This is a genomic window from Arthrobacter burdickii, assembly GCF_030433645.1.
Lineage (GTDB): Bacteria > Actinomycetota > Actinomycetes > Actinomycetales > Micrococcaceae > Arthrobacter_D > Arthrobacter_D burdickii.
Map to the genome: position 1 here is coordinate 1,438,110 of NZ_JAROCG010000001.1, position 21,119 is coordinate 1,459,228.

General features: G+C 68.1%; 17 protein-coding genes. 13 read left to right on the top strand and 4 right to left on the bottom strand.

The window, feature by feature from the left end; genetic code table 11:
• Positions 1-87 precede the first annotated feature (87 nt).
• Complete coding sequence (locus P5G52_RS06695) at positions 88-2,631, top strand: excinuclease ABC subunit UvrA (protein WP_301225837.1); 2,544 nt, start codon at positions 88-90, stop codon at positions 2,629-2,631.
• 25 nt (positions 2,632-2,656) lie between these two features.
• On the opposite strand, the gene sigK is transcribed toward P5G52_RS06695, so the two are convergent.
• Together sigK and P5G52_RS06705 are read right to left on the bottom strand one after the other, a co-directional pair.
• The gene (gene sigK / locus P5G52_RS06700) at positions 2,657-3,283 is read right to left on the bottom strand and encodes an ECF RNA polymerase sigma factor SigK (RefSeq protein ID WP_301225839.1); all 627 of its coding nucleotides are present in this window, start codon (positions 3,281-3,283) and stop codon (positions 2,657-2,659) included.
• A 158-nt stretch (positions 3,284-3,441) separates the two neighbouring features.
• On the bottom strand, positions 3,442-4,551 hold the full coding sequence (locus P5G52_RS06705; protein WP_301225841.1) for a spore photoproduct lyase family protein: 1,110 nt from the start codon (positions 4,549-4,551) through the stop codon (positions 3,442-3,444).
• Between the two features lie 256 nt (positions 4,552-4,807).
• Here P5G52_RS06705 and glgX point away from each other — a divergent pair, with 256 nt between their 5' ends.
• On the top strand, positions 4,808-7,027 hold the full coding sequence (gene glgX / locus P5G52_RS06710; protein WP_301225843.1) for a glycogen debranching protein GlgX: 2,220 nt from the start codon (positions 4,808-4,810) through the stop codon (positions 7,025-7,027).
• Positions 7,028-7,341: 314 nt separating this feature from the next.
• On the opposite strand, the gene yczR is transcribed toward glgX, so the two are convergent.
• Positions 7,342-8,751, bottom strand: coding sequence for a MocR-like transcription factor YczR (gene yczR / locus P5G52_RS06715; protein ID WP_301225845.1), 1,410 nt, complete (start codon positions 8,749-8,751; stop codon positions 7,342-7,344).
• Between the two features lie 61 nt (positions 8,752-8,812).
• Here yczR and yczE point away from each other — a divergent pair, with 61 nt between their 5' ends.
• The 11 genes from yczE (at position 8,813) to P5G52_RS06765 (ending at position 18,525) form a co-directional block, all read left to right on the top strand.
• Positions 8,813-9,433 carry a membrane protein YczE gene (gene yczE, locus P5G52_RS06720; RefSeq protein WP_301225847.1) on the top strand — a complete coding sequence of 207 codons (621 nt, stop codon included), beginning with the start codon at positions 8,813-8,815 and terminating at the stop codon, positions 9,431-9,433.
• A 93-nt stretch (positions 9,434-9,526) separates the two neighbouring features.
• Positions 9,527-10,390 (top strand): MBL fold metallo-hydrolase, encoded by an 864-nt coding sequence (locus P5G52_RS06725; protein WP_301225849.1) that lies wholly within the window; start codon positions 9,527-9,529, stop codon positions 10,388-10,390.
• A 49-nt stretch (positions 10,391-10,439) separates the two neighbouring features.
• On the top strand, positions 10,440-10,886 hold the full coding sequence (locus tag P5G52_RS18290) for a DUF427 domain-containing protein (RefSeq protein WP_363321869.1): 447 nt from the start codon (positions 10,440-10,442) through the stop codon (positions 10,884-10,886).
• 59 nt (positions 10,887-10,945) lie between these two features.
• The gene (locus P5G52_RS06730; RefSeq protein ID WP_301225851.1) at positions 10,946-11,743 is read left to right on the top strand and encodes a glycosyltransferase family 2 protein; all 798 of its coding nucleotides are present in this window, start codon (positions 10,946-10,948) and stop codon (positions 11,741-11,743) included.
• A gap of 64 nt (positions 11,744-11,807) precedes the next feature.
• Positions 11,808-12,896: a hypothetical protein gene (locus P5G52_RS06735; RefSeq protein WP_301225853.1), complete on the top strand. Its 1,089-nt coding sequence runs from the start codon at positions 11,808-11,810 to the stop codon at positions 12,894-12,896.
• 10 nt (positions 12,897-12,906) lie between these two features.
• Positions 12,907-13,728 carry a glycosyltransferase family 2 protein gene (locus P5G52_RS06740; protein WP_301225855.1) on the top strand — a complete coding sequence of 274 codons (822 nt, stop codon included), beginning with the start codon at positions 12,907-12,909 and terminating at the stop codon, positions 13,726-13,728.
• A 13-nt stretch (positions 13,729-13,741) separates the two neighbouring features.
• Positions 13,742-15,001 (top strand): lipopolysaccharide biosynthesis protein, encoded by a 1,260-nt coding sequence (locus P5G52_RS06745; protein WP_301225857.1) that lies wholly within the window; start codon positions 13,742-13,744, stop codon positions 14,999-15,001.
• Complete coding sequence (locus P5G52_RS06750) at positions 14,998-16,779, top strand: glycosyltransferase (RefSeq protein WP_301225859.1); 1,782 nt, start codon at positions 14,998-15,000, stop codon at positions 16,777-16,779. The genes P5G52_RS06745 and P5G52_RS06750 overlap by 4 nt, the downstream gene beginning before the upstream one ends.
• The gene (locus P5G52_RS06755; RefSeq protein ID WP_301225861.1) at positions 16,776-17,111 is read left to right on the top strand and encodes a hypothetical protein; all 336 of its coding nucleotides are present in this window, start codon (positions 16,776-16,778) and stop codon (positions 17,109-17,111) included. Before P5G52_RS06750 ends, P5G52_RS06755 begins: the two co-directional genes overlap by 4 nt.
• Positions 17,112-17,344: 233 nt before the next feature.
• The gene (locus P5G52_RS06760; RefSeq protein WP_301225863.1) at positions 17,345-17,476 is read left to right on the top strand and encodes a hypothetical protein; all 132 of its coding nucleotides are present in this window, start codon (positions 17,345-17,347) and stop codon (positions 17,474-17,476) included.
• A complete protein-coding gene (locus P5G52_RS06765) occupies positions 17,473-18,525 on the top strand; it encodes a metallophosphoesterase family protein (RefSeq protein ID WP_301225865.1) in 1,053 nt (350 codons plus the stop codon). Before P5G52_RS06760 ends, P5G52_RS06765 begins: the two co-directional genes overlap by 4 nt.
• A gap of 267 nt (positions 18,526-18,792) precedes the next feature.
• Here the strand turns inward: P5G52_RS06765 and P5G52_RS06770 are convergent, their stop codons facing one another.
• Positions 18,793-20,988, bottom strand: coding sequence for an Ig-like domain-containing protein (locus P5G52_RS06770; RefSeq protein WP_301225867.1), 2,196 nt, complete (start codon positions 20,986-20,988; stop codon positions 18,793-18,795).
• Positions 20,989-21,119: the final 131 nt, after the last annotated feature.

The following is a 21,119-nucleotide window of genomic DNA, read 5'->3' on the forward strand; positions in this document are numbered from 1 at the left end:
ATTCCAGGCGACCTATGATCCGCCATCCGATGGCCGTACTCCGATGGTCGTACTCCGGTGCGGTTGAAGGACCGTAGGGTGGGACTGGTGATCGAATCGTTGAACGACGCCCCTGCCGAGCTGTCGAGTGTCCGGGACGGGTTCGTCCGGGTACGCGGCGCGAGCGAGAACAACCTGCGCGGGATCGACGTCGACTGCCCGAGGGACGCCGTCGTCGCCTTCACCGGTGTGTCCGGCTCGGGGAAGTCCTCGCTGGCCTTCGGGACCATCTACGCGGAAGCCCAGCGGCGGTACCTCGAATCCGTCGCTCCCTATGCGCGCAGGCTGATCCAGCAGGGACACACGCCGCATGTCGGGTCGATCACCGGGCTTCCTCCCGCTGTCGCCCTCCAGCAGCGCCGCGGCACGCCGAGCGTCCGCTCCACCGTCGGCACCCTGACCACGCTCTCGAACTCCCTCCGCATGCTGTACTCACGGGCAGGGACGTACCCGGCCGATGCTCCGGACAGGCTGGAGTCGGACGCGTTCTCGCCCAACACGGCCGCCGGAGCATGTCCCCGCTGCCACGGACTCGGGATCGCCCGGGACGTGACGGAGAAGACGCTCGTCCCCGACGAGTCCCTGACGATCCGCGAAGGCGCCATCGCGGCCTGGCCCGGTGCCTGGCAGGGCAAGAACCTCCGTGATGTCGTCAGCGAGCTCGGCCACGACATCGACGTCCCCTGGCGCGACCTTCCGGAGGAAGCACGGGCCTGGCTCCTGTTCACCGAGGAGCAGCCCGTCGTCGAGGTGACTCCCCAGCGGGACCGTGTGGCCAAGCCCTACAAGGGACGGTTCTGGAGTGCGAAGAGTTACGTGCTGCACACGCTGCACGACTCCAAGAGCCAGCAGATGCGCGACCGCGTCCTGCCCTTTCTGGAATCCGGGCCCTGCGGCGTGTGCGGAGGCAGCGGATTGCGCCCGGAGGCGCTCGCCGTGACATTCGGCGGGCTCTCGATCGCTGACGCCAACGCGTTGCCGCTGGGGGAGCTGGCGGCCCGGCTCGAGCCCGCAGCGACGATCCAGCATCCGGCAGCCGCGCACCGGTCCTCCTCCTCGGGCGAGGGTACGGAGGTGTCCGTCACCATCAGCAGGGACCTCGTGCAGCGGCTGGGCGTCCTGGTCGACCTCGGTCTGGGGTACCTGAGCCTCAACCGGGCCACGCCCACGCTCTCACCCGGTGAGATGCAGCGGCTGCGCATCGCCACGCAGCTCCGTTCGGGCCTGTTCGGCGTGGTCTACGTGCTCGACGAGCCGTCCGCGGGCCTGCACCCTGCCGACGTCGAGCCGCTCCTCGCCGTGCTGGAGGCCCTCAAGGATGCGGGGAACACGGTCTTCGTGGTCGAGCACAACATGGACGTCGTCCGACGGTCGGACTGGATCGTCGATGTCGGACCGCTCGCCGGTGAGGGTGGAGGCACCATCATCTACAGCGGGCCCGCCGACGGGCTCGCGCAGGTCCCCGATTCCCTGACGGCACCCTTCCTGTCCGGGACTGCGCCGTCCCGGAACGGGCAGGGCGAGGTGCGGACGCCGACCGCGTGGTTGCGGCTCGAGGGGATCCACCGCCACAACCTCCGGGGGCTGGACGCGGAGATCCCGGTGGGAGTGCTGACAGCAGTGACCGGTGTCTCCGGCTCCGGAAAGTCCACCCTCGTGAGCAAGGTCCTGGCGGAGGCCGTCGGTTCCCACGTGCGGGATGACACGCCGGTCGACGGCGAACCGGCCGATGACGTCGCGGACCGGGCGGCCACCGTCGTCGGACGCATCAGGGGGCTCGAATGCATCGACCGTCTGGTCAGCGTGGACCAGAAGCCGATCGGCCGGACACCGCGCTCCAATCTCGCCACCTACACCGGGCTCTTCGACGCGGTGCGGAAAGCCTTCGCAGCGACCCCCGCCGCGAGGGCAGAGGGCTACGGCGCGGGCCGGTTCTCCTTCAACGTGCAGGGCGGCCGGTGCGAGACCTGCCAGGGCGAAGGCTTCGTGTCGGTCGAGCTCCTCTTCCTGCCCGGAAGCTACGGGCCCTGCCCCACCTGCCACGGCTCCCGCTACAACGAGGAAACCCTGTCGGTGAGGTTCAAAGGGCGCACCATCGCCGATGTCCTCGGGATGACGGTCGATCAAGCGGCAGGCTTCCTCGGTGATGTCCCGGGCGCGGCCCGTTCCCTCGCCACGCTTCGGGAGGTCGGGCTCGGCTACCTGCGGCTCGGCCAGCCTGCGACCGAGTTGTCCGGAGGAGAGGCCCAGCGCATCAAACTGGCTACCGAACTCCAGCGTGCCCGGCGCGGTTCCACCCTCTACCTGCTCGACGAACCGACCACGGGGCTGCATCCCGCGGACGTCGTCCTGCTCCTCGCCCAGCTACGGAAGCTGGTGGAGGCCGGCAACACTGTCGTCGTCGTGGAGCACACCATGGCTGTCGTCGCCGCCGCCGACTGGGTGGTCGACCTCGGTCCCGGCGGCGGCTCGGCCGGTGGCCGGATCGTCGCCACCGGGACTCCGCAGCAGGTTGCCGCGCTCGCTTCGGGGACGAGCGTCACGGCGCCCTACCTCGCGGACTACCTCGACGGTCGCCCTCCGGCAGCGTGACGTACCACATCCCCTTCAGGAGAGGTCAACCGGATTCCTGCAGGCACGAGCTGAGGCGTTTGATGCCGTCGCGGATCCGGGTCTTCGCCGTCGGCACGGGGATGCCCAGATGGTCGGCGACCTGGGCGTAGGTCATGCCCGCGTAATACGCGAGATCGATCGCCTCACGCTGCACTGCGGAGAGCATGCCCAGGCCCGCCCGGACCGCGTCGGTCTCGGTCCGCTGGACGACGGCGTCGGCGACCTGGTCGTAGTCGACATTCCGGTTCCTGATGCCCCAGTTCAGATCCCTCGCGCGGTGGGATTCCTCGGCGCGGACCCTGTCCACCGCGCGGCGGTGCGCGAGCGTCAGAATCCATGACATCCCCGAGCCCAGGGCGGGATCGAAACGGGCTGCTCCACCCTGCCAGAGGGCGAGGTACACGTCCTGCGTCGTTTCGGCGCTCAGCTCCGCGTCCACCAGCACCCTGCGCACAAGCCCGTACACGCGGCGGGAGGTGCACTCATACAGTGCGGTGAACGCCGGCACATCACCGTCAGCGACATGAAGCAGCAACGCATCGACTGACACCGGGCCGCCGGTGTCAGCGCGGGCAGATGGATCCGACGGACTCGTACGAGGCGAGAGAATTGGCAACGGAGCAGTGAGCATATGACTGAGACCTTCTAGGAACCACCACGTTCAACCAGAGGCCCACGACACTGTGCGCCACGACCCGCCTGATTGCTAAGTAACCTAAGGACATCCAACCACAGGTTGCAGAGTGCCACCAGAGACCCGGCTCAGCCACCGGGGCCGGTGTTTGCGCATCAGGTCCAGTAGAGAAGCCGGGCAGCCGGCAGGCGCCGCTCGAGCTCCTCCGTGAACCACTCCCGCATCTCCGTCATGGTCTGCTTCGGGTACACGTACTTCACTCCGCCGAATTTCGAACGCTTCTGGCTCCGCAGATCCTCGTCCATCTCGAGCTTGGTCTTCGGGTACCACCCCAGCAACACCTCCTTGCTAGCGGGGGTGAAGCGGTGCGTGATGATCTCGGCCGTGAGATCGAGGTCACCGATGCCGGCGACCGCGCCGGAGACGTCATCCAGCAACGCGCCGTACTGCTCTCGCCAGCCAGGGATCGGCATGATCGGGGCGATCGTCAGGCCCACCCGGTAGCCGGCGGCCGCCACCGCGCGGAGAGCGGCGAGGCGCGCCGGCATGCGTGCGGTTCCGCCCTCGAAGCGGTTTGCCACCTCTGCAGCGTTGACCGAGAACCGGACGCGCGTCCGCCGCCCGTGGTCCAGAGTCACCAGTTCACCGACGTCGTCGAACTTCGTCGTGAACCGCATCTGCACGTCGCTGCCGAACTCACCCGCACCGACGCGGGAGATGGCGGCGGCAAGCGAACCGGTGACGCTCTCGATGCCGAGCGGGTCGGTGTAGCAGGACATCTCGAAGGTCGTACCCTCGTTCCCGCGCTCCAGTGTGCCGCGGGTGACGGAGCCCCTACCGGCGTGAGTGCGTATGCCATCCAGCACATCGTCGATATTGGCGTACACGCGGGTCACGGGCGGCCCCTGCAGGGATCCGGCGAGGTAACAGTACTGGCAGTGGGCGGGGCAACCCTTCGCGAGGTCGATCCGCCAATCAGCGCTCGGCGGGATCGGCTGCGGCTTGAGGGCACTGGGAGGGGCTACGACGACCGCGAGCGTGTTCTTCGCCGACGCATAGGTCTCGCGCTCACTGGCACCGCGGAGGCCCGTGAGCGCATTTCCGGGCAGGAACCGGATGTCGTCGACCCCGGCACGCTCGCAACGCCTGATGATCTCGGCAGTGTGCGGTAGGTCCGCCGCAGCCCGGGTAATCATGACGTGTTGGGGAACCCACAGACGCGTGGGAGAGATAGTGGTCAGATCCAGTTCCTGGGGTGTCGTCATCACTCTGTACAACAACCTGGACGACGGGTATGTTCCGTCAGGTTCCGGTGGCAGTCCATTACTGACAGCAGGCCCGGGACTTGTGACGGCTTCATCCCGGTGCATTTCTCCACGCCGGGAACGGAGGCTCGAATATGGTGGGTTCCAGCGAGGGAAGGGCGTGGATTCTCCGATGCTGGGACGCTGCAGGGGTCGGCGATGCCAGGCGCTGACGGAAGCACAGGTTCGTTCTCCCGCTCCTGAAGGAAGGGCGAACATGGACGTGTGGGCAGGCACCCCGTATCCGCTAGGGGCGACCTATGACGGCAACGGCACGAATTTTGCGGTGTTCAGCGAAGCGGCCACGGCCGTGCATCTGTGCCTGTTCGACGAGGCCGGCACCGAGTACCGGATTCCGCTGGAGGCCGTGGATGCTTTCGTGTGGCATTGCTACCTGCCGCATGTGATCCCGGGCCAGAGGTACGGATACCGGGTGGAGGGCCCTTTTGACCCGTTCCGGGGTGCGCGGTGCAACCCCGCCAAGCTGTTGCTGGACCCCTATGCAAAGGCGATCAGTGGAGACGTCCGTTGGGGGCCGGCGGTGTTCTCCCACGATCCCGGTGATCCCGGATCCTTCAATGCGGAGGATTCGGCTGCCTCGACCATGCGGTCGGTGGTCATCAGTCCGTTCTTCGACTGGCAGGGGGACCGGCCCCCACGGATCCCGTATCACGACTCGGTGATCTACGAGGCTCACGTGAAGGGCCTGACCATGCGGCACCCCGAAGTGCCGGCCGCGGAACGGGGAACCTTTGCCGGGGTCGCTCACCCGGCGGTCATCGAGCATCTGCAGAAGCTCGGGGTGACCGCGATCGAACTGATGCCGGTCCATCAGTTCGTCCATGACGGGCTGTTGCTGGAGAGGGGGCTGTCCAACTACTGGGGTTACAACAGCATCGGCTTCTTCGCCCCGCACAATGGCTACAGTTCGACCCCGGAACCGGGGCAGCAGGTCCAGGAGTTCAAGGCCATGGTCCGGTCCCTGCACCAGGCCGGGATCGAGGTGATCCTCGACGTGGTGTACAACCACACCGCGGAGGGCAACCACCTGGGTCCCACCCTGTCGTTCAAGGGCCTGGACAACTCTGCCTACTACCGGCTCGTCGAAGGCGACCGGCAGTACTACACGGACTACACGGGCACCGGGAATACCCTGAACGTCCGCCATCCCCACTCCCTGCAGCTGATCATGGACTCCCTGCGCTACTGGGTGGTCGAGATGCACGTGGACGGCTTCCGTTTCGATCTCGCCGCCGCGCTGGCTCGCGAGTTCTACGAGGTGGACCGGCTGGCCAGTTTCTTCGACCTGGTGCAGCAGGACCCGGTCGTCTCCCAGGTGAAGTTGATCGCCGAGCCGTGGGACGTCGGACCCGGCGGCTATCAGGTGGGCAACTTCCCGCCGCAGTGGACGGAATGGAACGGCAAGTTCCGGGATGCGGTGCGTGACTTCTGGCGCGGAGCGCCGGCCACCTTGGGAGAGTTCGCCTCACGTCTTGCCGGATCAGCGGACCTCTACGAGTCCTCAGGCCGCCGCCCGGTCGCCTCGATCAACTTCGTCACCGCCCACGACGGCTTCACCCTGCGCGACCTGGTGTCCTACAACGAGAAGCACAACCATGCCAACGGCGAGAACAATCAGGATGGGGAGTCCCACAACCGCTCCTGGAACTGCGGAGTGGAAGGCCGCACCGACAACGCCGAGATCCTGGCCCTCCGCGCCCGGCAGCAGCGAAACCTCCTGGCCACCCTGATGGTCTCCCAGGGGGTACCGATGCTGGTGCACGGCGATGAGTCGGGCCGTAGCCAAGAGGGCAACAACAATGCGTACTGCCAGGACAACGAGTTGACCTGGGTGAACTGGGATCACGTCGACAAGCCGCTGAGTGAATTCGTCGCGGTGCTTTCCCGGCTGCGCCGCCAGCACCCCACCTTCCGGCGCAACCGATTCTTCAGCGGACGGCCGATCGAACGGGAACAAGGCCAGCCGTTGCCTGACATCGTGTGGTTGAACCCCGATGGTGCACCCATGCTGCCCTCCGATTGGGGTCAGCCGCTCGCCCGTGCCCTGGGGGTCTTCTACAACGGGGCCTCGATCGGCAAGGACTGGCGGGGACGCCCCATCACGGACGTGAACTTCCTGCTGTGCTTCAACTCCCACGACCGGCCCGTGACCTTCACGCTGCCGCCGGATGAATACTCCCCGCAGTGGGAAGTGGCTCTGGACACGGCGGGCACGATCGTCGGTACAGCAACCGTGGCAGCCGGGACGAACCTCGAGGTGGCGGACAAATCGGTCCTCATCCTCCGGGCCCACACTGCTCCCCTCGAGGAACCGGATCACTCCGTGGCAGCGTCCCTGGCCGCCCTCGCCGCAGGACCGGATGAGGGAGATCGGCCAGCTGTTCAGTCAGAACAGGAGGATCACGACCAGGGGTAGATTCAGGGTGTAACCGGTGAGGGAGTCAGCTGGGGTGGCCCCCGGTCCGCCCGGGTGAGCAATGAGCGTCCGCTACGGCGGACGTCCACGGGCCGAGCTTGCCGGGGCTTACACCCCCGGGCGTGCGGGTCTACTGGGGAGGCACCCTCCAGCCGGCGATGCAAGGAGACCCCGGCATGGACGTTCGCGTGCCCGGGCAGCTCATCTTCTGCACGGCCGCGGCCAGACACATTGCCAAGGCCATCTCCGCCGGCTTGTCAGCGGAACAACCAGCGCCATGAGTTCCAGCAACGACGTGCCACGGAATGAGGGCCCTACACCAGCGCCGGGGCGAAGTCGTCGTGGACCGACACCCCCGGATCCAGCGAGTGCCAGGCGGAGGACAGGATGTCGACGGCCTGGCGCGTGTCCTCGAGCGGGTAGCTGAAGGGGACGCGGAGGAAGCGCTCGAAGACCCCTCCGATGCCGAAGCGCGGCCCCGCTCCCAGCAGCAGGCCACGGTCCCGGGCCGCGAGGGCGAGCTGCGAACTGACAGGCGCACCGAGGTTGACCCACGTGCACAGTCCACCGGTCACGTGCGGAACCTCCCACTCCGGCAGGACCGCGCGCAGGAGCGACTCGAGGTTCCCGCGACCTTCCGCCAGCTGGCCCGCGCGGAACCGCAGCAGTTCGTCGTAGTTCCCGAGCATCTCGAGTGCTATCAGTTGCTCGAGGATCGGTGTCCCCAGATCCTGCGAGTATCGGGACTGGACGAGCCGGTGGATCAGCTCCTCACCCGCGCGGATCCATCCGATGCGCAACCCGCCCCAGACCGTCTTGCCCATGGATCCGATCAGGACGGCCGGCCCGTAGGCGGCAAGGGGGAGTTCCGCACCGCCGTCGATGCGCAGTTCGGCCATCGTCTCATCGGCGACGACGACCGTGTCCTGGCGCACGGCTGCGCCCATCAGCCTCTGCCGCTGCTCGGCGGGCATGACGGCGCCGGTCGGGTTGTGGAAGTCGGGCATGACATAGGCCAGGGCCGGCTGCGCACGCCGGAGGGCCTGGTCGAGTCCGTCGTCGTCCCAGCCGCGGTGCACATCCACGGCCACGGGAACGAGGCGCCGGCCGGCCGACCGGAGGGCCTCGTACGCGTGGGGGTAGCTGGGCGCCTCCACGAGCACCGTGTCGGTGCGCTTCAGCAGGGTTCGCGCGAGGAGCGCGATGGCGTGCTGCGCACCGAGGGTCACCATGATCTGGTGCGGACCGGTGGGGACTCCGCGCGCCGTGTACCGGTCCGCGAGGGCCTGCCGCAGGCGCGGAAGTCCGTGTGGGTCGTAGCCGCTCGCGTTCAGGTAGGCGGGAAGCTCCGCGGCCGCCCTGGCCGCGGCCTCGCCGACCTGGGGCGCTGCCGGAAGGGTCGCCTTGCTGAGGTCGAGGACGACGGCGCCGCCGCCGTCGTCGTGGCCGGCACCGCGTCCGGGCATGGCGACGACGCTTCCCGAACCCCGCGTGCTCTCGATGTAGCCGGCGGACCTGAGTCGCGCATAGGACGCGGCCACCAGGGTGCGGCTGACGGCGAGCTGTACGGCGAGCTCGCGCTCCGCCGGCAGCCGCGTGCCGAGGGGGATCCGGCCGTCCAGGGTGAGCAGCCGGATGCGGTCCGCCAGGGCGACGTAGGCGGGTCCGGTGGAGCGCCAGGCGCCGAGTTCCGTGACCAGGCGGCGGGCGGGTAGAACCATCATGGGGCCACGATGCCACGATTGGCATCTTGATGTAAGTCCAATCAGCGGCTCTACTGGAGGAATGACGTTTCTCGGCGCCCGGCGCGGGCTGCAGCTCCTTCTCGGCCTCTTCCTCTACGGATTCTCGCTCGCCATGATGATCCGGGCCACGCTCGGGGTGTCTCCGTGGGACGTCCTCAGCCAGGGAGGCTCCCTCCGGACCGGGATCCCGTTCGGTTTCATGACCAACATCATCGGCTTGATCGTCCTGCTGCTCTGGATACCGCTCAGGCAGCGCCCGGGCATCGGGACCATCCTGAACGCTCTGCTCGTGGGACCGAGCGCCGAGGTGGGCCTCGCGCTCCTGGCCGAGCCGGGCGCGCTGTGGGCGCGGATCCTGCTGTTCTCGGGTGGACTGGTGCTGCTCGCCGCTGCTAGCGGGCTCTACATCGGTGCGCGGCTCGGTCCTGGGCCCCGCGACGGCCTCATGACCGGTCTCCACGACCGCTTCGGTCTGCCGATCTGGCTTGTCCGCACGGCGATCGAGGGTACGGTCCTGCTGCTCGGCTGGCTGCTCGGAGGATCGGTGGGCCTCGGAACGGTGGCCTTCGCACTGCTCATCGGGCCACTGGTCAATGTCGCGCTGCCGCTGTTCCGCATCCCCGAGCATCCCCGGCCGGTGCCGGGGGTCGCGGTCGGCTGATTCCCGGCGCCTGCGGAACTCCCTCGGCGGAGCCGGAGGTAACCGGCGGACGCCGCCCTAGACTGGTAGTCCTGCCGCCACCGAGAGGATCCAATGATCACCGTTGTCCCCGCTGCCGAGAACCTCACCCCCTGGCGGGAGGTGGGGCAGGGCATCTACGTGCTGCGCACCGCCGGGTTCCGGATGAACGTCGGGCTCGTCGTCGGGGCGGACCGGGCGCTCGTCGTCGACACCGGTGCCGGCCCCCTCGGTGCCGCCGAGGTGTTCGCGCACGTACGGGACATCACGGGGCTGCCGCTGATCGTCGTCAACACGCACGCCCATGCCGACCACTTCTTCGGCAACAGCTACTTCGCCTCGCGCGGCGTCGAGGAGTTCTGGGCGACGTCGCGCTGCAGTGCGGTGCAGGCAGAGACCGGTGAGGGGCAGCGGACGCTGGTCGCCGCCGTCGAGCCGGCCATGGGTGTGGGCGACGGCGCCCAGACGGACGTCCTGCCTGCCAACCGCCTGGTCGAGGGGACACCCGTGGACCTGGACCTCGGCGGCGTATCCGTGACGCTGTTCCACCTCGGCCGGGGCCACACCGACCACGACCTCCTGGTCGGAGCGGGCAACGTCCTCTTCACAGGAGACCTCGTCGAGGAGGGGGCCGACCCGGCGTTCGAGGACTCGTTCCCCACCGACTGGGTGCGGACGCTCGGCAAGATGGTAGCGCTGGAGGACCTCTACGACGTCTTCGTGCCCGGACACGGTGATCCCGTGGCGGTGGCCGAGGTCATCACGCAGATGAACAAGATGCGCAGTGCCGTCCGCGTGACCCGCCTCGCGATGGATGAGGCGTCCCTGGACGTGACGAAGGCCATCCCTATCCTGCCGTACGGTCCCGAGCAGTCGCGGGTGCTGCTGATCCGCCTGCGCACGCTGGCGCACTGGAAGTGGCTCACGCGCAAGCACTAGCGCCGGGCCGGCAGCGACGGAGTGGTGTCGGCTCCCTGCCCTCGAAACCATGCTGCCGGTGCGCTACTACTTCCGTACGGACGGCGTCGAGGTGCCTCTGGTTCCCAGCCCGACCCGGACCGTCTGCCCGTGCAAGGGCAGGGCGTGGACCTACGCGGAGCCGTTCGGCGACGCTTCGGCACTGGCCGGGTACCTCTGCTTCTTCTACGAGCGGCTCGATCTGGTGCTGGACTGGTCGCGGAGGCCTCGCCCCGTACCCCCTCTACCTAACGCGCTCGCGGGGCAATCCCCCTCTGTACCTAACAGGTCACTCGGCGTTACTCCTCCACCCCTAGCCCCTGCGATACCGGGGAATTCCCCAAGTAGGAAGCGCTATAAAAGCGAGTACCTGCTACTGGTGTTTACCCGGGTTGGTCGACTATATGCTCGGGGGTCACTGGCACCCACAACGGGGCGTTCCAGAGGCCGAAGTAATCTACACACCCTGAAGTGGTGAGGCATTTGTCTATTTCCATCCAGCCCTCGATTTCGTTTTCCAAACCCGCGGCAGCGCCGGTGAGGGCGTCGATAAGCGTCGTAATTCCAACTTTGAACGAGGCCCAGAACATCCCTTGGGTCCTTCGGCGTATGCCTTTGTACGTGGACGAGGTCGTGCTTGTCGACGGTCGTTCCACGGACAATACCGTCGGGGTGGCGCGGGCACTGCGCAGCGATATCGTCGTGGTCAATGAACTGCGTAAGGGCAAAGGTGTCGCACTCCGGTCAGGATTTGCTGCGGCAACCGGTGACATCATCGTCATGCTGGACGCCGATGGAAGCATGGATCCCCAGGAGATCGGCTGGTTCGTCTCCCCACTCCAGCACGACTACGACTTCGTCAAGGGTTCCCGGTACGTCACCGGAGGAGGGTCCGAGGACCTGACGTGGCTGCGGCGGACAGGGAACCGTGCGCTGACCGGACTGGCCAACGCGGTTCTGCACAGCAACTACTCGGACCTCTGCTACGGCTACATCGCATTCCGGCGGGAGTGCCTGGACATCCTGCAACTGGAATCCGACGGATTCGAGATCGAGACGGAGCTGATCGTCAGGGCCGCGAGGGCGGGCCTCAGGATTGCCGAGGTCCCCAGCTTCGAACTGGACCGCATCTCCGGGGCGTCGAACCTCCAGACTTTCAGGGACGGCTGGCGGGTACTGGGGACGATGGCCCATGAATGCCTTCTCTGGGAGGCCCCCACAGCCGGCGCGCGCCCGGAGGCGCTGCGCCGCGTGAAGTACGCCTACGCCAACGTGACCTTCCCGCGAACACCCACTGATCCGACAAGCGTTCTTCCAGTGATAAGCGTGGCCTGACCCGGCTGACACCGCCCACCAGCACGACAATCCGACCTACACCACATCCAGACAGGGGACGACCATGCGCACCTCGCAGACCGAGGCACTGTATTTCGACATCCACGGCCGCGTCACAATACGCGTCGACGCACAAGCGCCGGCAGCGATGCAGCTCAAGAGCATGTTGGCGTGCTTCGCCACCGACACGGAACGGCCGGCCGACATCGTCGTCGATGCCCAGCCGGAGCCGATGCCCGAGGCCGGCCTGCTCGAGCACGAGCTCGCGTACACGGAGAACAGCGTTCGTTTCCAGGACGATCGGGTCCAGATCGTGAGGGACGCAGAGCAGTGGCGCATCCACGGGCCGGGCGAACTGCTGACCTCCGTGGTCCCTGTTCTCGATGCCGCCATGATCAGTCGGGGAGCCGGCATGATCCACGCGGCGACGATGGCATACCGGGGCCACGCGATCGCGCTTCCCGCCGCCGGAGGGACCGGCAAGACGAGCACCGCCGCCAAGCTGATGCGGCGCGAGGGATGGTCGTTCATCGGCGACGACTGGGCCTTCCTGTCCGAGGACGCCGAGCTGCTCGGCTACGCGAAGCCGATGTTCATCAAGCCACACCACCGGACCATCTACCCGCATCTGTTCGAAGGTGTCCGGAAGCCCCTCGTCCCGTCGCAGCTCTCCCAGAGCGTCGGCCGTCTCACCACGGTGGTGCATCCGTACGTCATCCGCTATCCGCGCCTGGCGGACTTCTCCCGACGCTGGTCGCCCGAGCACCGCATGGTTGAGCCGGCAACCGCGTTCCCGGGACAGGAAGTGACGACCTCGGCCCCGCTCGCGGCCGTCATCTACATCGAGCGTTTCGAGGGCACCCGGTCCCGGCTCGTCGAGAAGTCGAAGGAGTGGATGGTCGACCGCATGATCGGCAACTTCCACATCGAGATGGCAGGCTTCTCGCAGCAGGTTGTCACCGGTCTGGCGGCTACGTCCGTCGTCCCGTGGCGCGAGCACTTCGCGGCCAAGGGGGACGTGCTGAGCAAGGCGCTCGACGGACGACCCTGCCACCTGCTGCAGGTGCCCGCCGCATACTCGGCCGACGAGGCGTCGGACGACATCGTCCGGTACCTCGAGGAGCTGCTGCCGTCGGTCCTCGAGCAGGTCTGAGGGGGACACCGTGGGTCACAGCCCTGCCGAGGTCACTGCGGTCGTTCCGGCCCGCAACGCCGAGCAACTTCTTCCGCGCTGCCTGGAGGCCCTGCGGGCGTCCGGTGTCGCCGAGATCATCCTGGTGGACGGGTTGTCCACGGACCGCACCGTCGAGCTCGCCCATGCGGCCGGCGCCCGGGTCCTGAGCGACGAGGGCCGCGGTCTGCCATGGGCACGAACACTCGGCGTGCAGAGCAGCACCACCCGCTGGGTCCTGCTCTGCGACGCCGACGTCGTCTTCGGGCCCACGGGGGTCGCCGACCTGCTCACGGAGCTGGTCGAGGGCAACTACGACGCTCTCCAGGCCGGTCTGGAGAGTGTCGCCGGACCGGGCTACTGGGGGCAGGCGCTGGCGCATCACCACCGCACCGGCCGCAGCCGGAACTGGTTCGGGCTGGTGGCGACGCTCGTCGACCGGGACCTGATGCTGGGCATGGGGTTCGACGACTCCTTCAAGTCGGGGGAGGACATCGAGCTGCGCTGGCGGATGAGGCAGTCGGGGCTGCGAACCGCGGTGTCGGACCGGGTCATGGTCGAACATCGCTTCGCCGCGGATGACTTCGACTTCGCGCTCGACCAGTTCCTCATGGACGGAACGGGACTGGGCCGGATGATCCGGAAGCACGGCTGGCGTGGGGCGAGGTTGGCGCTGCTGCCGGCCGCCGCAGCAGTCCGGGGTAGCGCCCTGAGCCTGGTCGCAGGTCAGCCCCGGTGGCTGCGCTACTACATCGCTTTCTGCTGGTACAACTACGCGGGCCTGGCGAGGGGAGTCGCGCGCCGTGAGGGCTAGGCGGGGGACCGCTGTGGCGGATGCGGCGATCGTCCGCCATTCCGCCCTGCGCAGCTCGCTCGGCCTCATCGTGGGCAAGGTCGCCCAGACGGGCTCGGGTTTCGCCTTCTGGGTCGTGGCGGCCCATGCCACCGCGGATCGTGAGATCGGCCTGACCGCGGCCGCGGTGTCGGCGGTGATGATCTGCACGCAGCTGGCCGTGCTGGGTGCCGGGTCCGCCGTGATCGTCGCGGTAGGCCGAGGGGAGGCGCCCGCGCGGGTGCTGGACGCAGCGTTCGCCATCGTGGGGCTGGCCGGCACCACGCTGGCCCTTGGCTACCTCGTGCTGCAGTCCGCCCTCGCACCGGACACGTCGTCGGAATCGGTGCTCTTCTGGCTCACGTTCCTCGTGGCTGCCGTCGCCGGTACCGTCGCCATCGTCCTGGACCAGGCGCTCGTGGCGTTGGGCCGGGGTGCTACCGCTACCCCGAGGTACATCCTGGGCGGCGGGGTCTCACTGGCGGCCGCGGCGCTCGTCGCATGGCAGGCGCAGGGTGCAACCGCCGACGTGCTGATGGCCTGCTGGGCGCTCGGATCGATCACGGCGTGCGCCGTCGGCGCGGTACAGCTGCGACGGCTGGTCGGTTACCGGCCGCGACCATCCTTGCGCTCCGCACGAGGCCTCCCACTGCTGTCGCTCGGCATTCCGAACCAGCTCCTCACCCTCACCGAGCGCCTCCCAGGGCTGGTGCTGCCGCTGCTGCTTGCGCACATGGTGGCGCCGGAGGCCGCTGCCTACTGGTATCCCGCATGGATGATGGCCTGGGCTGCCTACACAGCACCGATGCTGATGGGCATCGTCCAGTTCTCCGAGGGAGTCCGCGAACCGGCCCGCCTGGTGTCGACCACCTGGGCGAGTCTCCGGTGGTCACTCGCGGTGGGAGGCCTGGCTTCCGTCGTCCTCATCGTCTTCGCCCACCCACTGCTCACCCTGCTGGGTGAGCGGTACGCAGACTCCTCCGCCGGCGCCCTGCGATGGTTGGCGGCCGGAGTGGTGGCGTACGCGGTGCTGCAGGCCTACAATGCCGTGTGCCGGGCCCGCGGTCGGTTTGCGGAGGCGATCGCGGTCGGCCTCGTACTCGGCATCGCCCTGTGCACCGCGGCAGTGTGGGCCGCCGACAGGGGCGCCACGGCCATGGCCTTGGCGTGGCTGGTGGTGCTCTCCATCGGGGCCGTGGCGGTCGGTGTCCGGTTGGTCGCCGTCCTCCACCGCCTGACGAAGGACGCTCGATGACGACCAGCACGCTTGATGAGGCCAGCCGCCGCACCGCCGGACGCTGGAAGCCGCGCGACGTGACGTGTGTACTGGCCGGCGTCGTGGCGCTGGCACTCGCCGTGGGAGCCGCCTCCACGGTGGCTGTGCCCGTGAACAGCGACCTGGGGCTCGTCGCCGTGCTGCCCTACCCGTTCTGGGTGGGGGTCCTGCTGCTGCACGTCGCCTTCGTCGTGGCGTTGCGGGGGGATGCCGCCGGCCCGGCGCGCCGTCCGGTCATGATCTGGCTCATGGTGGTGCTCGTACTCGTGATCTTCGGGACAGCAGCCTTCGTGACGGACGTACCGCGGGGTGAGGTTGCGTTCCGTCACCTCGGCATCGCCGACGCCCTCGCAGGCACCCAGGGGATCGACCCGACCATCGACGCGTACTTCAACTGGCCGGGTTTCTTCGCCCTCCTGGCGACGGTGCTCGGGGCGACCGGACTCGACCCGGTGACCCTCGCCCTGTGGGCACCGGTGCTCAACATGGGTTTGTGGCTCGCTGCGATGGGCGTGCTGACCGGCTACCTGACGCGCGATGCGCGACGGCGCTGGCTCGCGCTCTGGCTCTTCTGCCTCGGCAACTGGCAGGACCAGGACTACCTGTCCCCCCAGGCGTTCGGCTTCTTCCTGCATCTCGTCGTGATCGCGCTGGTCGTCGGCCCCTTGGCGGCGCGGGTGCCCAAGATCCACGGTCTCGGGCGCGCGCAGCTCACGTCGTGGTGGCGAGGGCGATCGGCTGCCGAGACCCGACCGGTGCTCCGGACGGGCGCCCTCGCGGTGGCCCTTCTGCTCGTCGCCGTCATCTGCGCGAGCCACCAACTGACACCGTTCATGTTGCTCATCGCCATCACCGCCCTCACCCTGAGCGGACGTATCTGGCCCAGTCGGCTGCTGCTGATCACGGCGGTCGTGCTGGCGCTCTGGCTTCTCTACCCCGCCAGTGCCTACCTCGTCGGGCACCCGCCGCTGGCGGACGCGGGACTGCAGGTCGCGACCGAGGCGAACGTCACCGACCGCATAGCCGGGTCGGCCGGGCATGTGTTCGTGGTGAGGATCAGGGTGGTTCTCACCCTCGTGCTGTGGGCGCTCGCCGCACTGGGCGCACTACGGGACTGGCGCCGGGGGCGTCTCGATATCCGCGTGGTACTCCTCGCCGTCACCCCCCTGGTGCTCTTCCCCGCGCAGGCGTACGGCGGGGAGATGCTCATCCGCGTCTCGCTGTTCGCACTGCCCTTCGTCGCCCTGCAGGCGTGTTCGGTCCTGCTTCCCGACGGCGGCACACGTCCCTCCTCCCGCGCCGTGGCGGGCCTTGTCCTCACCTGCTTCCTGCTGGCCGTGCTGACCGTGACCGGCCGGTTCGGGAACGCCCGGTACGACGTCTTCACCGACGATGAAATGAGCGCCATCGCTGCCGTGCAGGGCATGGCGCCGCCGGGTTCGGCGATCATCTCGGCTGCGAATCCGACGCCGTGGCGCAGCGAGGGCTACCTCGACCACCGGTACAGGACGGTCGATGACCTGTGCCTGAAAGACCTGGCGGCAGCGACCTGCGGCCCGGCCGTCTACGATTACATCCGGCACAATCCTGGCGGCGGAGTCGTGCTGCTCACGCGCTCCGCGGAGGCGAGCCTCGTGCTTCAGGGCACCACCACCGCGGGCGAGTTCGCCGAGCTGGAGGAGTGGCTGAGCGTGCAGGATGGCGTGGAGCTCGCGTTCAGCAACGCCGATGCGCGAGCATACACGGTGGCGCGATGAGCGGCGTCAGCCGGGGCACCGTGGTGCTCGGTCTCCTGGCCGTCGCGCTGTCGCTGGCGACGCTCGTCGGGCTGCCGGCACCGCTGCAGGCGGTCGCCGCACTGGCCGTCCTCATCCTGCTCCCGGGACAGGCACTGGTGCGGCTCATGGACGTGAAGGACCTCGCGCTCGGCGCCCTGCTCGTCCTGGCGCTCGGCCTCGCCGTGCTCACGGCAGTGTCCACGGCGATGTTCTACCTCGCGCTCTGGTCGTGGCAGGCGTGCGTGGTCACGATGGGCGTCATCACCATCCTCGCGTGCATGGCGCGCGCACGGCAGGAGGCCGCAGCATGATCATCGACGTGGCGGGACTTCTCGCGACGGCCGTTCTGCTCTTCACCCTCGTCGCGCTCGAGTTCCGGCGCGTCGGACCGGACAGCGGCCTACCGTCCGCAGCTGACCGGCCCCCCGCTCGGCATGCTGCTCGTCCTGGTGTTCTGCCCCGCCTTGCTCCGGGCGATGTCCTACCCCGCTTTGCGGCCGTGGCAGGTGTGCGTCGTCACGATGGGCGTCATCAGAGTCCCTACGTGCAGGGAACGCGCTCGGCGGGCGGGATGCTGATCGACCTGGCAGGGACCGTGAGTCGCAGGGGTGTCGCCGTCATGTGGATCATGTACCTGCTCCTCGTCCTTCCCCGTGTCATGGGACTGCTCCTATGAACGGCGCGGCGCGGTGGTGGCTCGTCAGCGACCTCCACCTGGGCGTCTCGGACGACGACCCCCGTTCCCCCGGGAGGGTATTGCCCGAGTTCCTGCGCGGCGAGGTTCTTGCAGCCTCCGATCTGCAGCAGCACGTCGTGTTCGTCGGTGACACGTTCGAACTGGCCGGGTTCACCGAGGAGGAGACCCTGGCCCGGCTCGAGTCCATCCTGTCCTGCCACCTCGACACCTTCCGGGCACTGAAGGCGTGCGCCACGCGCGGTGTACAGCTGCACTTCGTGTGCGGCAACCACGACGTGGAGCTGGCCCGGCCCTCGGTCGCCGCCCGCCTGGCGGCGCTGCTGTCACCCGTCGAGCCTGCCCGGGTCCAGGTGCACCCGTGGTTCCTCCATGTGCCCGGCGTGCTGGTGGCGGAGCACGGGCACCAGCACCACGCGCTGCACCGGATACCCGAGGTGCTCCGGGCCGCGGTCAACGGTACCGACGAGCTGGACCTACCGCCGCTCGCCGCTTGGAACGAAAATCCGTCCAGGTCCCGCCTGAGTCGCGCGGGGGCCGTGGCGCGGGCGTGCCTGGCGTCCGAGCGGGCGGAACTCCGCGTCCGGGAACACGCGTACGACCAGTTGTTGCAGACCGAGTCACTGCGGCTCGCGCTCGATGGGGTGGCCGTTCGGGATCTGGCGCGGCTGTCCCGGTTCCGGACGGTGTCGGCGCTCCCTGTCACCGCGACCCGGATGGTGCTCGCGGCCGCGGGGCGGAACGTCGTCAGGGAGGACGCCCCCGCTGCAGCGGTCCGGGTCGCGCGTACCCTCGAGGCGCACGGCGCCGCGGTGTCCTGGTACGTCTCGGGTCACACCCACCGGGCGCTCGAGTCGGCCCTCGAGGCGAGCCCCACCCGGTACGCCAACACCGGCACCTGGGGGTCGGACGTCCGCGGTCGTGGACTCGACCAGTCGGACCGTCGTGCGTTCCCGTACGTCGTGGTCGACGTGGCCCGCGACGGCGCCACCAGCGGTGGGCTGCGCTACTGGCGACCGGCGGGTAGCTGAGCCCTACCGGGTCGCGGCGCGCCGGCGGGCCAGCTGCATAACCTGGGCAGGGCCGTTCAAGTGCTCGCAAACCGCCTGCTCGAAGATCCTCCCCGCATGGAGTGAGTGCCGGCGTACCCGCCCGCAGAAAACGGGTCGCCGAGCAGGATTCAGACAGGACTCCCAGCCACGGGGCCTAGCGCGGTAGGTGTGGACATGAATGTGCCGGGACTTCCTCTTCACAGATGAAGTCCCGGCACATAGCGTCCGAATGCCGGCCGTGACCTGTTACCTCAGCGTGAGCACCAGCGTGGGTGCGGAGGTAGCGCCGGCTTCCTTGGAGTTGAGGATCAGGCCGTCGCTGCTGCTGGAGTCGATGCCCAGGGAGAGCTGCTGGCCTAGCTCACCGGCCAGGCCGGTGGCCGAGAGCGGAACGCTGTAACGGGTGTTGATCGCTGTCGGACCCAGCGTGCCGATGCTGGCGCCGGGGGCAGGAGCGTTGGCGTACGTGATCCCGGTCTCGGTCCAGCTGTCATTGGCGACCAGCTTGATATTCTGCTTGCCCGTCGACCCGTTACCTGCGCTGGTCAGCTGCAGCGTGGCACTCTCGATCGTCCTGCCCGCATACGCTCTCAGGTTGAACGCCAGGTACGTGATCTCTATCGGGCTGCTGTCCACCCACAGCGTGGGGCTCGTGCCACGGTTCGTCCCCGGCGCCCCGCTGGACACATAGCTGTCGGCGGTCGCCGTCAGCGTGACGGTCTCCAACGTGCCACCGGCCGCGGGAGCCGTGGTGAAGGTCCAGGTCCTGCTTGTCGCCAACGGGTTGCCGGCAGCATCCGTCACCCCACCGGTTCCGCCCGTGATCGTCGCCGTGTACGTGGTACCTGGCGTGAGGTCCGCAGTCGGGTTCAGCGTCGCAATCCTGCCCGTGCTGTCGAGTGTGACGGTGGCGCCCACTGAGGTGCTGCTGCCCTGCGCCATGAGGGTGAAGGTGTTCGCCGTGACCGTCGCCGGGCTGATCGCCTCCGAGAACGATGCCGTCACATCGGACGCCGGCGCCACGGACGTGGTGCCATCAGCCGGCGTCGTAGCCGTCACCGTCGGAGCCGTCGTATCCGTTGGCGTCGGCGCAGGACTCCCGCCGCCGCTGGGGTCGTGGAAGTGCCAGTAACGGTTCGTGGCGTTCACGTCGGCGAGGATCAGCACACCGCTGTTGGCCGTGCCCCGCGCCGCGCTGTTGAGGTTCTGTTTCGTCGACGTCACGTTGTGCACGTACTGGTCGGCGTCCACGATGCGAGGGATCTTCGTGGCGGCGGCCAGCTGGCCGGGGTCGTTCAGCGGCGCGGACTTCTCATAGATCGCGCCCCCCGTGGTGGAACAGACGCCGGCGTTCGTGGTGCCGCTGGGCTTGGGATAGGTGGCGAAGGTCCGCAGCCGCTGCGCGGCCTCGTCGATCAGGACGATCACCCGGTTGGGGCACTCGCCCTGGGTCGCGATCGTGTGGGCCGTCCACTGCGAGGACGCGTTGTCCAGTGCCAACAGCTGGATCAGCGGCTGGGACGGGGAGGTGAATGATGTCTTGACCGCGGCGAAGACCCGGCCACCGGAGGAATCCAGCCACTTCAGGTTCATGTGGTCATCACCGCTGTTCAGTCCCGACGTCGCCGCCACGGCAGGGCTCCAGGAGGTGTTCGACGCTCCATCGACGTGGAAGCTCCAGTACATGCCGTCGGTGGCATCGCCGACCTCACGGCTCCACATCAATCCCATCTTGCCGGGTCCGAACGCGATCAGGGCGGAGATGTCGTCCACTGAGACGTTGCTCAACCCCGCGGGGTGCGGAAACGGCGTCCCCCACGTCGTGCCGTCCGTGCCGGTGACGTTCAAATAGATCCGGTTGTCCTGCTCTCGCCAGGTGGCCCACACCCGACCGGTCGAGTCCTTGTCGATGGTCAGGGCCTCGACCTTGGAGTTGTTGATCTGCGTGGAGCTGAGCAGCGTGTAGGTCTTCGTGCTCGCGTTGTAGCTGTAGCGGCGCATCGTCGTCGGGAAGTTCGGCTCGGCCGGCAGGCCGTCGTTGACGAACCGGTAGCTGGCCACAAAGAGCGTCGACCCGTCCCACAGGACATCGTGATGGGTGCTGGCGCGCGTCTCAGTCGCCACACCGGTATCGACCCACGAGCTCGTTCCGGTGTCGAACCGGAAGATGTGGAAATCCGCGCTAGCCGTGTCCCACAGGTTCCCCCACCAGAACCCGTCGTTGAACCAGAGCGCGTTGGTCGCCCGCTTCGTACCCGTCGGGGTACCCGTCCCGGCATGGGACGGACCCTCGACCCCGACATCACCGGGAGCAGCCGACGCCGCGACCGGCACCACCAGGGCGCCCAGCGCAAGCAGCAGCGCGGTCAGCAGAGCGCCGAGCCAGGAAGCCCTGCGGCCTCTACCACGCCTGCCCAGGGGAAGGAATCCATCGTTGCGCATCGTTGCTCCCGAAGTCGACTGACATATCGAACCTCCCCAGGTTTGTCCAGTGTCCATTGGTTGACCCTTGAGAATCAACCCTCAACGTGGCGCGAAACTACCTGTCCAGCACGCAGTATTGCCCGTGATCG

Coding starts and splice junctions, on each gene's coding strand:
- P5G52_RS06750 (WP_301225859.1), top strand. CDS start 14,998: ATGACGACCAGCACGCTTGATGAGGCCAGCCGCCGCACCGCCGGACGC.
- yczE (WP_301225847.1), top strand. CDS start 8,813: ATGACGTTTCTCGGCGCCCGGCGCGGGCTGCAGCTCCTTCTCGGCCTC.
- P5G52_RS18290 (WP_363321869.1), top strand. CDS start 10,440: ATGCTGCCGGTGCGCTACTACTTCCGTACGGACGGCGTCGAGGTGCCT.
- P5G52_RS06735 (WP_301225853.1), top strand. CDS start 11,808: ATGCGCACCTCGCAGACCGAGGCACTGTATTTCGACATCCACGGCCGC.
- glgX (WP_301225843.1), top strand. CDS start 4,808: ATGGACGTGTGGGCAGGCACCCCGTATCCGCTAGGGGCGACCTATGAC.
- P5G52_RS06755 (WP_301225861.1), top strand. CDS start 16,776: ATGAGCGGCGTCAGCCGGGGCACCGTGGTGCTCGGTCTCCTGGCCGTC.
- P5G52_RS06725 (WP_301225849.1), top strand. CDS start 9,527: ATGATCACCGTTGTCCCCGCTGCCGAGAACCTCACCCCCTGGCGGGAG.
- P5G52_RS06765 (WP_301225865.1), top strand. CDS start 17,473: ATGAACGGCGCGGCGCGGTGGTGGCTCGTCAGCGACCTCCACCTGGGC.
- sigK (WP_301225839.1), bottom strand. CDS start 3,283: ATGCTCACTGCTCCGTTGCCAATTCTCTCGCCTCGTACGAGTCCGTCG.
- P5G52_RS06705 (WP_301225841.1), bottom strand. CDS start 4,551: ATGACGACACCCCAGGAACTGGATCTGACCACTATCTCTCCCACGCGT.
- P5G52_RS06770 (WP_301225867.1), bottom strand. CDS start 20,988: ATGCGCAACGATGGATTCCTTCCCCTGGGCAGGCGTGGTAGAGGCCGC.
- yczR (WP_301225845.1), bottom strand. CDS start 8,751: ATGATGGTTCTACCCGCCCGCCGCCTGGTCACGGAACTCGGCGCCTGG.